At 69.9% G+C, this 12,391-nt stretch carries 12 protein-coding genes; 2 read left to right on the top strand and 10 right to left on the bottom strand.

Annotated elements, in window-relative coordinates; genetic code table 11:
• Positions 1-3 precede the first annotated feature (3 nt).
• Complete coding sequence (lepA, locus tag A6I89_RS03465; RefSeq protein ID WP_013416486.1) at positions 4-1,950, bottom strand: translation elongation factor 4; 1,947 nt, start codon at positions 1,948-1,950, stop codon at positions 4-6.
• A 474-nt stretch (positions 1,951-2,424) separates the two neighbouring features.
• On the opposite strand from lepA, the gene A6I89_RS03460 reads away from it, so the two are divergent.
• Entirely contained in the window at positions 2,425-2,976 is a 552-nt protein-coding gene (locus A6I89_RS03460) for a type II toxin-antitoxin system PemK/MazF family toxin (protein ID WP_022596724.1), read from the top strand.
• Positions 2,977-3,037: 61 nt separating this feature from the next.
• Here A6I89_RS03460 and A6I89_RS03455 read toward each other — a convergent pair whose 3' ends face one another.
• Positions 3,038-3,808, bottom strand: a complete 771-nt coding sequence (locus tag A6I89_RS03455; RefSeq protein ID WP_005512291.1) for an aquaporin — start codon at positions 3,806-3,808, stop codon at positions 3,038-3,040.
• A gap of 327 nt (positions 3,809-4,135) precedes the next feature.
• On the opposite strand from A6I89_RS03455, the gene rpsT reads away from it, so the two are divergent.
• Positions 4,136-4,396 carry a 30S ribosomal protein S20 gene (gene rpsT / locus A6I89_RS03450; protein WP_005512288.1) on the top strand — a complete coding sequence of 87 codons (261 nt, stop codon included), beginning with the start codon at positions 4,136-4,138 and terminating at the stop codon, positions 4,394-4,396.
• A 157-nt stretch (positions 4,397-4,553) separates the two neighbouring features.
• On the opposite strand, the gene holA is transcribed toward rpsT, so the two are convergent.
• From holA to nadD, 8 genes are all read right to left on the bottom strand, one after another.
• Positions 4,554-5,531 (bottom strand): DNA polymerase III subunit delta, encoded by a 978-nt coding sequence (gene holA / locus A6I89_RS03445; RefSeq protein WP_005512287.1) that lies wholly within the window; start codon positions 5,529-5,531, stop codon positions 4,554-4,556.
• A complete protein-coding gene (locus A6I89_RS03440) occupies positions 5,528-7,906 on the bottom strand; it encodes a ComEC/Rec2 family competence protein (protein ID WP_022596728.1) in 2,379 nt (792 codons plus the stop codon). Before A6I89_RS03440 ends, holA begins: the two co-directional genes overlap by 4 nt.
• Positions 7,903-8,772, bottom strand: coding sequence for a ComEA family DNA-binding protein (locus A6I89_RS03435; RefSeq protein WP_044991234.1), 870 nt, complete (start codon positions 8,770-8,772; stop codon positions 7,903-7,905). The genes A6I89_RS03440 and A6I89_RS03435 overlap by 4 nt, the downstream gene beginning before the upstream one ends.
• A gap of 68 nt (positions 8,773-8,840) precedes the next feature.
• Positions 8,841-9,719 carry a DegV family protein gene (locus A6I89_RS03430; RefSeq protein WP_013416490.1) on the bottom strand — a complete coding sequence of 293 codons (879 nt, stop codon included), beginning with the start codon at positions 9,717-9,719 and terminating at the stop codon, positions 8,841-8,843.
• A 4-nt stretch (positions 9,720-9,723) separates the two neighbouring features.
• Positions 9,724-10,479 (bottom strand): diglucosylglycerate octanoyltransferase, encoded by a 756-nt coding sequence (gene octT / locus A6I89_RS03425; protein WP_005512283.1) that lies wholly within the window; start codon positions 10,477-10,479, stop codon positions 9,724-9,726.
• Positions 10,480-10,519: 40 nt separating this feature from the next.
• Positions 10,520-11,251 carry a histidine phosphatase family protein gene (locus A6I89_RS03420; RefSeq protein WP_022596732.1) on the bottom strand — a complete coding sequence of 244 codons (732 nt, stop codon included), beginning with the start codon at positions 11,249-11,251 and terminating at the stop codon, positions 10,520-10,522.
• Entirely contained in the window at positions 11,248-11,664 is a 417-nt protein-coding gene (gene rsfS / locus A6I89_RS03415; RefSeq protein WP_005512281.1) for a ribosome silencing factor, read from the bottom strand. The genes A6I89_RS03420 and rsfS overlap by 4 nt, the downstream gene beginning before the upstream one ends.
• A complete protein-coding gene (gene nadD / locus A6I89_RS03410; RefSeq protein WP_022596734.1) occupies positions 11,665-12,360 on the bottom strand; it encodes a nicotinate-nucleotide adenylyltransferase in 696 nt (231 codons plus the stop codon).
• Positions 12,361-12,391 lie beyond the last annotated feature (31 nt).

Raw genomic sequence — 12,391 nt, 5'->3', positions numbered from 1 at the left:
CGGCTACTTACCCTTGGGCTTGTCCGCCACCGACTCGTTGGACAGCGCCGCAACGAAGGCTTCCTGCGGGACCTCGACGCGACCGATGGTCTTCATCCGCTTCTTGCCCTCCTTCTGCTTCTCGAGCAGCTTGCGCTTACGGCTGATGTCGCCGCCGTAGCACTTGGCGAGCACGTCCTTGCGGATCGCCCGAATGTTTTCGCGCGCAATGATCTTCGAGCCGATCGCAGCCTGGATCGGCACCTCGAACTGCTGACGGGGGATGAGCTCGCGCAACTTGGTGGTCATCTTGTTTCCGTACGCGAAAGCAGCATCCTTGTGCACGATCGCGCTGAAAGCGTCGACGGTCTCACCCTGGAGCAGGATATCCACCTTCACCAGCGCGGCCTGCTGCTCGCCCGACTCCTCGTAGTCGAGGCTCGCATAGCCCTTGGTTCGCGACTTCAGAGCGTCGAAGAAGTCGAACATGATCTCGCCCATCGGCAGCGTGTAGCGCAGCTCGACGCGCGTCTCCGAGAGGTAGTCCATGCCCCCGAGCTCGCCGCGCCGCGACTGACACAACTCCATGATCGCGCCGGTGTACTCGCTCGGCGCGATGACGGTGCACTTGGCCATCGGCTCGTACACCTCGCGCACCTTGCCCTCCGGCCAGTACGACGGGTTGGTCACCTCGTGCTCGGAGCCGTCCTCCATCACCACCCGGTACACCACGTTCGGCGCGGTGGAGATGAGGTCGAGCCCGAACTCGCGCTCGAGACGGTCGCGGGTGATCTCCATGTGCAGCAGACCGAGGAAGCCGCACCGGAAACCGAAGCCGAGAGCGACCGAGGTCTCCGGCTCGTAGGCCAGGGCGGCGTCGTTGAGCCGCAGCTTGTCCAGCGCGTCACGCAGCACCGGGTAGTCGGAACCGTCCATCGGGTAGAGACCCGAGTACACCATCGGCTTGGGATCGCGGTAGCCGGTCAGCGGCTCGGATGCGCCGTTGCGGAACGTGGTGACGGTGTCGCCGACGCGCGACTGCCGCACGTCCTTCACACCGGTGATGAGGTAGCCGACCTCGCCGACGCCCAGACCTGTCGTGGCCTTGGGCTCGGGCGAGATGATGCCCACCTCGAGCAGTTCGTGTGTGGTGCCGGTCGACATCATGGTGATCTTCTCGCGGGGACGGATCTTGCCGTCGACCACACGCACGTAGGTGACGACGCCACGGTAGGCGTCGTACACGGAGTCGAAGATCATCGCGCGTGCCGGACCGTCCGCATCGCCGACCGGGGCCGGAACCTGCTTCACGACCTCGTCGAGCAACTCCTTCACACCGACGCCGGTCTTCCCGGAAACCTTCAGCACGTCCTCGGCCTCGCAGCCGACGATGTGGGCGATCTCGGCCGCGTACCGCTCGGGGTCGGCGGCCGGCAGGTCGATCTTGTTGAGCACCGGGATGATGGTGAGATCCTTCTCCATCGCCAGGTACAGGTTGGCCAGGGTCTGCGCCTCGATGCCCTGCGCGGCGTCGACGAGCAGGATCGCGCCCTCACAGGCCTCGAGCGCGCGGGACACCTCGTACGTGAAGTCGACGTGGCCGGGAGTGTCGATCAGGTGCAGCACGATCTCTTCGGTCGTGCCGTCCTCGTTCTGGACGGTCCACGGCAGACGGACGTTCTGCGCCTTGATGGTGATGCCGCGCTCGCGCTCGATGTCCATGCGGTCGAGGTACTGAGCGCGCATCGCGCGCTCCTCGACGACGCCGGTGAGCTGCAGCATCCGGTCCGCGAGAGTCGACTTGCCGTGGTCGATGTGCGCGATGATGCAGAAGTTCCGGATCTTCGACGGATCCGTGAACGTCTTCTCCGCAAAGTTGCTGCTCAAGCCCAATTCCCTCGTCTCACTCGCGCACTGACATCGGCCCGGTCCGGTCGCCCGTCCCGCACTGGTCCCGCACCAGGATCGCATCGACAGCGTCCCGTGCCCTCCCATCATCCCTTGACCATGGGTGGGCGTACACATCGAGGGTCACGGCAGGCCACTTGCCACCAACGTACTGAGCCGTCCCGGGGACCGGCGCCCCGAGCCTGCCGATCCCCGAAGACAGCGAACGCCCCGAGGATCACTCGAGGCGTTCGGCGGCTCGCTTCCCCCGAGCCACCTGTCGCAACCTACGCGCGGGGTCCGACAGTCGGCCTCCGCCGATCGGCTCGAGCACGGCCACGGTGGCCGTCGACCCATTCGACGTCGTGCAACAACACGAAGACCCCGCACCAGGGGGTAGCGCGGGGCCTGCGTGTGCGCCGTAGACGGGCACGTCCATAAACATACCGCGAGTACGTTTCGGTCGGCGTGCATCGTCGCGAAAAATTCGAAGTCCCCGGATTCGATGCCAGCTCGGTTCCCGGGCGCCGACGGTCTCCGGCGTTAAGCTCGGCTGTCATGGCGAGCACTTGGGGCAGCATCGGCAGGAAGCTCGGCGACTTCGCCGTCACGCAGGGCCCGAAGCTCCTGCGCCAAGTGCAGAACACGCCGGCGGTCAAACGCGCGACCGCGGCGCTCGCGGGCCCACCGTCCGCGGTGCCGGGCCGGCCGGTATCGCGTCGGACGTCACCGACCGCGCACCGCGCCCGCAGAATCGAGTACGCCCCCGATCTCGACGGCCGTGCCGATCCCGGCGAGATCGTCTGGACGTGGGTCACGTACGAGGAGGATCCCGGCCAAGGCAAGGACCGGCCGGTGCTGGTCGTCGGCCGGGACGGCAACACGTTGCTGGGACTGATGCTCTCGTCGAACAGCGAGCGCGACGACGAGCCGAACTGGCTGGCGCTCGGCACTGGCCCCTGGGATGCGGACAGCAGGCCGAGTTGGGTGCGACTCGACCGGGTCCTCGACGTTCCCGAGGCGGGCATCCGACGGGAGGGCGCCGTTCTCGACGTCGATCGTTTCGAGACGGTGGCCGCCCGCCTACGCGCCGACTACAGCTGGCACTGACACCTTCCACGACACGGCAGGGGCCCGGCGCATACTCGCGCCGGGCCCGTGCCCTGTCGCGTCAATCGTTCAGTCGGTTGTACCGGCCGAACAGCGCCCGGTAGATGACGGCACCCAATGCGCCGCCGATGAGTGGGAAGACGATGAACAACCAGACCTGCCCCATCGCACCCGGCTGGTACGCCGCGACCGCGAAACTCCGGGCGGGGTTGACGGACGTGTTGTCGATCGGAATCGAGATGAGGTGGATGACGGCGAGCGTGAAGCCGATCGAGACGCCCGCGAGCGGGACATCGGACAGCTGATCCGTCGAGGCGAGCACGACGAACACCAGCAGTGCCGTGAGAACGATCTCGACCGTCATCGCCGCACCGATCCCGTAACCGGGCTCGACGAGCTTGCCGAGCGGACCGGTCTGGGCCGACGGGCTGTGGACACCCCAGCCGTTCGCGGCCAGACCGTCCTCCCGACGGTTGTAGCTGGGGACACTCTGCGCGATCGCGTACACGGCCAGACCGGCCACGAGACCGCCGACCACCTGGGAGAGCACGTAGAAGCCGGCCCTGGCGGCCGTCACCCGACCGAGAATGTAGTGCCCCAGCGTGACGGCAGGATTGACGTGGCAACCCGAGATGGGGCCGATCGCGTAGACCAGGAACATCAGCGTCAGGCCGAACGCGAGTGCGATGCCGAGCTGACCGACCGTGCTACCCGAGAACACCGCTGTGCCGATCGCCGCGAACACCAGCACGAAGGTTCCGACCCCCTCGGCCAGGTACTTCTTGAGGTCGGAGATGTGTTCCTTCTCCGCGATTTCCTGTGCTGTCGACATTCACACCCTCACTTCCGAACCGAAGAGCGCCTGATGTTTCCGAACGGACGTTACGTACATCTCGGTCTCGTTTCGGCACATTCGGTACTCTCCGAGTCCGAATCGGTATGCGCGAGAGTGCGTTCCGACGGACCGCCAGCGGTGGTCGCGAGCACCGACCCCGCCGACACCCCGGCCACCGACCCGCATCAGCGTGTGGGTATGCTTTCCAAGCCCTGGACGGCCACCGGTTTGAGAACACCACACGGGTACTGGTAGTGTCGTCGGTCGGCGCATCCGTGCGCCCAGAGCTTTCCGACAGAAACCAAAGACGACAGGATTTTACGCGTGGCCAACATCAAGTCCCAGGTGAAGCGGATCCGCACCAACGAGCGCAACCGACTCCGCAACCAGTCGGTCAAGTCCTCGCTGCGTACGGCGATCCGTTCCTTCCGCGAGGCCGCGGCAGCCGGTGACAAGGACAAGGCCAACGAGCTCCTCGTCGCCACCAGCCGCAAGCTCGACAAGGCAGCCGGCGCCGGCGTCATCCACGCCAACCAGGCAGCCAACAAGAAGTCGGCGCTCGCGAAGGTCGCCAACTCTCTCTGACAAGTTTCTGACGGTTCCACCGTCGCAAGCTCTGTGGAAATAGCCCCCGATCGATGATCGGGGGCTATTTCTTGTTGTCGTCCCGGTCCTGTCGTCGCCCCGACCGGGGACCGACAACCTGCATTCGGTGCGGGCCGAAGGGGCCCGCACCGGTGGTTCAGCGCCCCCCGTGCAGCGCGACGATTCGCTGCACCGCCGCTTCCACCGCGTAGTCGGCGTCGGCTGCTTGTCCCTTGACCTCGGCGTTGAGCCGGGCGACCACCTGCAATGCCTCTCCGATCGAGGCCGGATCCCAGCCGCGGACCTGCGCCTGCGCCTTCTTGATCTTCCACGGCGGCATGCCCAACTCCGACGCCATTCGGAACGGGTCGCCGCGACCGGCCGAGCCCACCCGGGCGATCGTGTGCACCGCGTCGGCGAGGGCGTCGGCGAGCAGCACGTGCGGCACACCCCGGTGCATCGCCCACCGCAGCGACTCCATCGCGCCGCGCCGATCCCCCGCCACCGCCTTGTCGGCGACATCGAATCCGGACACCTCGGCCTTGCCCGAGTAGTAGCGCTGGACGGCGGACGCATCGATCTTGCCGCCGGTATCGGCCACCAACTGAGAGCAGGCGGCGGCGAGCTCACGGAGGTCGGACCCGACGGCCTCGACGACGAGTTCGATCACTTCCGGCGACACGCGCACGCCCGCCGTGCGGAACTCCCCGCGCACGAAGTCCACTCGCTCGTTCGCCTTGAGCTTGGCGCACTGGTGCACGACGGCGCCGGACTTCTGCAGCACGCCCGCCATCGCCTTTGCGCGACCGCCGCCGGAGTGGAGTACGACCAGCACGACGCCCTCGGGGAGGTCGGCGGCGGCGTCCTGCACCAGCGCGACGGCATCCTTACCCGCCTCGGCGGCGGCTTCGAGGACCACCACCCGGTCCTCCGCGAACAGTGACGGGCTGAGCAGTTCCGCCAGTTCCGGCGCGCTCGCGTCCCCGGCGCGCAGTCGCGAGACGGGCATGTCCTGACCGGCCGACCCGGCAGCCTCCCGCACGGCGGCGATCACCGAGGCGACCGCGCGTTCGACCAGGAACTCTTCGTCACCGAGGACGAGGTGGAGCGAATCGGGCCGCGTTGAGGTGCTCACCGCACGATGTTCCCACGAGAATGCCCGACGACGGCAAGCGCCCCGGACCCCGAGCGCGCCACCGCCACATCGCCGTCCCGGTCGGTGCGCACGGTCACCGCGCCGAGCGCCGCGAGCCGTTGGAGGATACCGGGATTCGGGTGCCCGAAGGTGTTGTCGGCCCCCACGCTCACGAGCGCGACCCGCGGCCGGACCGCGTCGAGGAACTCCGGACTCGTCGTGCGGGACCCGTGGTGCGGGACCTTGAGCACGTCCGCACGCAGTGGGATCTTCGACCGCAGCAGCGCGCGTTGACCGTCCTCCTCCACGTCGCCGGTGAGCAGGAGGCGCCCCGCCGCCGTCTCCGCCATCAGCACGAGAGATGCGTCGTTGGCGCCGTCCTCCGCGGCCGCCGGTGTCCGGGGTTCCGGGAGCAGCGGCCCCAGCACGGTGATCCGAACGGCGCCCACCGTCAGTTGGCGTCCGGCCGCCAGGCGCACCAGCGGCACGTCCGCGCGCGACGCCGCCGCGGACACGAACCGAAATCCGCCCTCCGGCAGGCTCGCCGGTCCGATCGCCACGGCCCCCACCGACCGCCCGTGCAGGACCGCGTCGAGTCCGCCGTAGTGGTCCGCATGCAGGTGCGTGACGACGAGTAGCGGGATCTCGTCGATGCCCAGCCGCCGCAGGCACCGGTCCATCGGACCCGGCTCCGGACCCGCGTCCACCACCACGGCCCTCCGCCCGCCGGCCGACAGCACCAGCCCGTCGCCTTGCCCGACGTCGCACGCCACCAGGGCCCACCCCGACGCGGGCCAGCCGGGCTGGTGGAATCGCGTCGGAACCCACACGGCCGCGACGCCGACCGCGACCGCCAGCAGCATGCGTCGCGACCACGGGTGGCGCGCCGCCAGGACCGCGACCGCGATCCCGACGGCCACGATCACCGCGCCCCCGAGTCCGTTGCGAACGGCGAGGTTTCCGCCCGGTACCGCCGCCGCGCGGTCCGCGACCTCGAGCAACCACCAGAGCGGGGGCCCGGCGACGCGGACGAGCAGGGCGGCCGCGGGCAGCCACACCACAGCCAGCACCGCCGTCGCCGCACCGACCACGGTGATCGGCGCGACCGCCGGCGCCACCAGCACGTTCGCGACGATCGAGACGATGCTGACCGTGCCCGACATCGCCGCCACCAGCGGCGCGGTCACCACGAACGCTGCGAGTGCGACGGCGCACATCTCGGCGAGCCAGCGCGGCCAGCCCCGTGCCCGCAGCCGCGCCACCAGAGCCGGCGACACGACGACCAGACCTGCGGTCGCGAACACCGACAGCGCGAATCCGAAATCGACTGCGAGCGAAGGCGACAGCGCCAGCAGGACGACGACGGACGCGGCGAGCGCCGGAATCGCCTGCTTGCGTCGACCGGTCACCAGCGCCAACAGCGCGACGCAGCCCATCGCGGCGGCGCGCAGCACACTCGGCGACGGCCGGGCGATGACGACGAAGGCCACCAGCGCGATCCCCGCCAGCAGCGCACCGGTGCGGGGTCCCAGGCCGACACCGCGGACCACGAGAAGCACCGCACCCAGGACGATGGATACGTTCGCCCCGGACACCGCTGTCAGATGGGTGAGTCCGGCGGCGGTGAACTCGTCCTTGGTCTCCTGCGCGAGCCCCGAGGTGTCGCCGACCACCAGGCCCGGCAACAGACCCGCCTGGTCCGCCGGGAGGGCGGAGCCGGCAGCGGACGCCAGTCGGTCGCGGACCACCCCGGCCCACCTCTGGATGGCCGGCGGCTCGGCGACGTGCTGCGGCGATCCCGTCGCCCGCACCACGGCCACCGTGAGATCGCGGCGCTCGGGCTCGGCGAGCCGGCCCCGCAGGGTCACCCGCTGTCCGGGCAACAGGCCGGCCCACTGCTCTCCCTCGGCGAACACCAGTATCGACCCGCCCGCCCGCAGCACTGTCCGGTCGGTGCGGACCTCCTGTAGCGAGGCGCGCAGCATCAGCTGACGCTCCCCTCCGAAACTCTTGCCGCGCAGCATCTTCGGGTCGTCGTCGAGTTCGACGACGAGCGTCGCGGAGCCGCCGCCCGCCGTCAACGCGGCCAGGGGGTGTGTCTCGACGGCGTGCGCTCGCACGGCGACGGCCGCGGCGAAGCCCGCACCGAGCAGTGCCGCCGCGACCACCCCCACGCCGATCCCCAGCACAACCGACGGGCCGGCGCGACGCCGTCTCCACACGAGAAGCGCGAGCACCGCTCCCACCGCGGCCGACACGATCGCCGACACGGCGGCCGGCCGCCACCCCGCCAGCAACCCGACCAGGGTTGCACCCCAGCAGGCGGCCACCGACGGGACCAGCCGCAGATCGAACGGGTGGTCCCGCTCGCTCACAACGTCACCAGGTCGCGTAGCTTCGCCAGTCGCGCGGGTCCGATGCCGTCGACCTCGCCCAACTGCTCGACATCGGTGAACTTGCCGTTGCTCTGCCGCCACGACACGATTGCCGCCGCGGTGACCGGCCCGACACCGGGCAGCGCATCGAGCTCCCCCTCGCCCGCGGTGTTCAGGTTCACCTTCCCGGCGGCCTTCCCGCCACCGCCGGCTGCGCTCCCCGGCGCCGCACCGGGGCCGACGCGGGCACTGCCGACGGTGGTGGGACCGCCGTCCGGCGGCATCGCCCCGACCAGGATCTGGTCGCCGTCGTCGACCCGTTCGGCCATGTTCAACCCCAGGACGTCCGCGCCGGGGCGTGGCCCGCCCGCGGCGGCGAGCGCGTCGGCGACCCGAGATCCGGGCGGAAGCCGAACCAGCCCGGCCTGATTGACGAGACCGACCACGCTCACGACCAGCTGCGCGTCCCCGACGGGTTCCGCTGCGGGCGCCGGCAGGCCGGCGTCCTCGTCGCCGACGGTCTCCGGCTCGCGCACCTCGACGACCGGCAACGGTGGAACCGCCTGTGCGGTGGGACGATCCCGCCACACGGCCACACCCGCAACTCCGGCGGCGATCAGCCCTGCGAGGACGAGGACCGCTGCGCCCCGGCGGCCGAGGGCCAGGCGCGACCGCGGTGAGAAGCTCGTGGGCTCGTCCTGCTCCGGCGCATCGCCGCGTTCGAACAGCCAGCCGGGAGCCCGTTCGTCGGCGGCGTCGAACGCGGAGCCGTCGCTGTGGGACTCGGCCGCGGTCCGCGGCACCGCCGTCTCGGACGCCGTCACCAGTCGACTGCGCACCGTCGCTCGATCCTGATCGCTACCCATGGGGAGAAGCTAGAACCCGTATCCGGCAGGACCGCGGCCGAATCAGCCGACGAAAAGAAACCTGTGGATCAACGATCAGCTGTGGATGACGGGCTCGAATCGCCCTCCGCTGCAGGTAGATCTGCCCCGCCCGGGCACACCACCACACCGACCGCACCCGGACCGACGTGCGCGCCGAGGACCGCACCGATCTCCGTGACGACGACCTCGCTCAGATCGGGAATCCGATCCTTCAGCTGCGCCACCACGTCCTCGGCCCGTTCGGCGGCATGGGAATGGTGCACGGCAACCGCGGCCGAACCCTCCCCTGCCTCCATCACGGCGGCGTCGACGAGTTTGGCGAGCGCCTTGCTCGACGTCCGGGTCTTCTCGCGGAGGACCAGTTTGCCGTCGACGACGTGCAGGACCGGCTTCATCGCGAGCGCCGTACCGAGCAGAGCCGCGGCCGTGCCGATCCGTCCGCCTCGACGCAGGTGCTCGAGACGGTCGACGACGATGAACGTCCGCCCCCGCGCCGCCACCTCCACGGCACGCTGGTAGACCACCTTGAGGTTGCCCCCGGCGCGTGCCACCCGGGCAGCCGCCAGCGCCGGGAACCCGAGGCCCATTCCCGTCGACTCCGAATCGACGATGCGCACCTTCTCGCCGAGCTTCTGTGCGGCCTGCCGGCCTGCCTCCCAGGTGCCGGAGAGACCGCGCGAGATGTGCACCGCGACCACGCCGTCGCCGCCGCTCTGTTCGAGCGCCGCCGCGTACGCATCGGTGAGCTCCCCGGGCGACGCACCGGACGTCGTCACCCCGGACAGGTCGTCCGGAACCGGGTCGACGCCGTCGAGGAGATCGCGGCCGCCGCTGAGCAGATGCAGCGGGACCACCCGGATGCCGAAGCGATCGACCAGTTCGGGCGACAGACAGGCCGACGAATCGGTCACGACGACGACGGGCACGGCGCTACTCCGCTCCGGATTCGGTGGACGGCACCGGACGTCGGACGTTCTTGATCGCGTCGATCATCGCCGCGGCCACCTCCTCGTGGGCGTCCCAGCCCCAGTGGATACCGTCCGGGTTGGCGTGGTCGGAGAAGACGTTGTCGCGCACGGCGGCCGCCAGATCGACCATCGGCACCCCCTTCTGCGCGGACCACGCCTCGAGGGCCCGCACCGCGGGTTCCCGTCCGGCGTGCACCCGACCGTACGCGTCGCAGCGGTGCACCGACGGATAGGTGCCGATCACCGGGAGGTCCGGCCGGATCGCGGCGAGCGCGTCCCGGCAGCTCTCGAGATATTCGACCGACAGCCGCGGCGGCAGAGCGACCGGTCGGCCCAGCTTCGACAGCCGCGGCTGCAGCCACTGGTAGCCGGTGCGAACGACCCGTCGCAGCGCCGGCGGACGGATGTAACGCAACTGCTCACGCAGTGCCGTCGGCAGCGGCGACGGCAGGGAATCCATGCCGCCGACGGCGAACACCACGGCCCCGGCCTGCGGTACCGCGGCCCACACCCGCGGGTCCTGCGTGATCGCCCACCAGGCGTCACGACTGGTCCAGCCGATGCGCGCCACCAACTCGACCCGCCAGCCCAATTCCTTCGCGACCAGGCTCGGCCAGATCCTCGGGTGATCGGCGGGGAGCCCGCCCTTCGGTCCGTAGTAGGCGAGCGAATCCGCGACCACCAGCAGGACCGGCTGCTCCGGCTCGGACGCGGTCACGACGGCGCCGCCGTCAGATGCCGAATCGACGGCGCCGCCGTCAGAGCACGTCGCCGGCGACGTTCGCCGACGCGTTCCACACATCCAATCGCCATACCGGTTCCGTACCCTCCCCGTGTCCGCTGAGCTGCACCCAGCTGGTGTTCCCGAGTCCTCCGAGCACCGGCCAGCGATCGGCCGGAAGGTCGAGCAACCGCGCCGTCAGCGCAGCGATCAGCCCCCCGTGCGCGACGAGCACGAGGGGGCGCTCCGCGCCCTGTGCGCCGTTCCGGTAGTCGGAACTACCAGAAAGGCGCACGGGTGCGTCAGCGCCTACGCCCCAGTTCTCGTGGCGCGCGAGCAGTTCCTGCACCACCGGCAGGCTGCGGGCGGCGACGTCGATCCGGCTCTCCCCGGCAGGCGGCGCCCACTCGGCGTCGGTCCGCCACCGCGCCCGCGCGCCCGGCGAGATCTCGTCGACATCTGTGTGGGTGAGCCCCTGCCAGTCGCCGAGATGCGTCTCCCGCAGCCGGCTGTCGGTCTCGACGGACAGGCCGACGTGGTCGCCCAGCGCGAGCGCGGTGTCGTGCGCGCGGCGCAGGTCGGACGAGACGATCGCGAACGGCTGCTTCTCGGCGAGAGCCTGCGCGGCAGACTTCGCCTGCGCCCGCCCCAGATCGGACAGGTCGGTGTCGAGCTGTCCCTGCATCCGGTTGCTCGCGTTGTATTCGGTCTGCCCGTGCCGCAGCAGGATCAGCCGCCTGACCGCGGGTCCGGCTGCGGCCGCCGTCACTGCTCCGACTCCCCCGCCTCGTCGGCCGGCTCGTCGAGCGACAGGCTGCGGGGCTCCACGCCCTCGACGGGGATCACCGGGCAGTCCTTCCACAGCCGGTCCAGCGCGTAGAAATTGCGCTCGTCGGTGTGCTGGATGTGTACGACGATGTCGACGAAGTCGATCAGGGCCCAGCGGCCCTCGCGCGCTCCCTCGCGGCGCACAGGCTTGTGCCCGGCCTCACGCAGCTTGTCCTCGACGTTGTCGACGATCGCGTTGACCTGACGTTCGTTGGCCGCCGACGCGATCACGAAGCAGTCCGTGATCACCAGCTGCTCCGAGACGTCGAGCACCACCACGTCCGAGGCCAACTTCTCGTCGGCCGCCAGTGCCGCGATTCGTGCCATCTCGATGGCGTCGTTCGATGCGCTCACTCAGTGTTCTCCCGGTTCTGCTTGTACTGAAGATTGTGAAGGGTCTGCGGCCGGGTGTCGCGCCGGGACCGGCTCCGACATCGTGACCGCCCCGTCCAGCCGCTCCACCCCGTGCGGTCGGTACAGGTTTCGCTTGCTGATGTACTGCACCACCCCGTCCGGCACGAGGTACCAGACCGGCCGGTGCTCGCTGGCGCGCAGCCGGCACTCGGTGGACGAGATCGCCAGCGCGGGGATCTCGATCAACGTCACCGCATCGCGCGGCAGCCGCTCGAGGTGCGACGAGAGGTGCTCGGTGTGCAGCTCGTAGCCCGGCCGCGAGACGCCGACGAATTTCGCCAGCGCGAACAGCTCCTCCCAGTCCTGCCACGACAGGATGCTCTCGAGCGCGTCGGCACCCGTGATGAAGTAGAGCTCCGCGTCGGGGTGCTGGGCCCGCAGATCCCGCAGGGTGTCCACCGTGTAGGTGATCTTGCTGCGGTCGACGTCGACACGACTCACCGAGAACCTCGGGTTCGACGCCGTCGCGATGACCGTCATGAGGTAGCGGTCCTCGGCCGGACTGACGTCGCGGTCGTCCTTCTGCCACGGCTGTCCCGTGGGCACGAAGATCACCTCGTCGAGAGCGAATCGATCGGCGACCTCACTGGCCGCCACGAGGTGGCCGTGGTGGATCGGATCGAAGGTGCCACCCATCACGCCCAGGCGGCGCCGCGGGGCGATAGCT

It is taken from the genome of Prescottella equi, assembly GCF_002094305.1.
GTDB lineage: Bacteria > Actinomycetota > Actinomycetes > Mycobacteriales > Mycobacteriaceae > Prescottella > Prescottella equi.
Note: the sequence above shows the minus strand (reverse complement) of the source record. Positions and strands in the feature narration are given on the sequence as shown.

What these genes read in the sequence shown, in the direction of transcription:
- A6I89_RS03435 (WP_044991234.1), bottom strand. Translation starts at nt 8,772, where the DNA reads ATGGGTAGCGATCAGGATCGAGCGACGGTGCGCAGTCGACTGGTGACG.
- A6I89_RS03460 (WP_022596724.1), top strand. Translation starts at nt 2,425, where the DNA reads ATGGCGAGCACTTGGGGCAGCATCGGCAGGAAGCTCGGCGACTTCGCC.
- A6I89_RS03455 (WP_005512291.1), bottom strand. Translation starts at nt 3,808, where the DNA reads ATGTCGACAGCACAGGAAATCGCGGAGAAGGAACACATCTCCGACCTC.
- lepA (WP_013416486.1), bottom strand. Translation starts at nt 1,950, where the DNA reads ATGCGATCCTGGTGCGGGACCAGTGCGGGACGGGCGACCGGACCGGGC.
- nadD (WP_022596734.1), bottom strand. Translation starts at nt 12,360, where the DNA reads ATGGGTGGCACCTTCGATCCGATCCACCACGGCCACCTCGTGGCGGCC.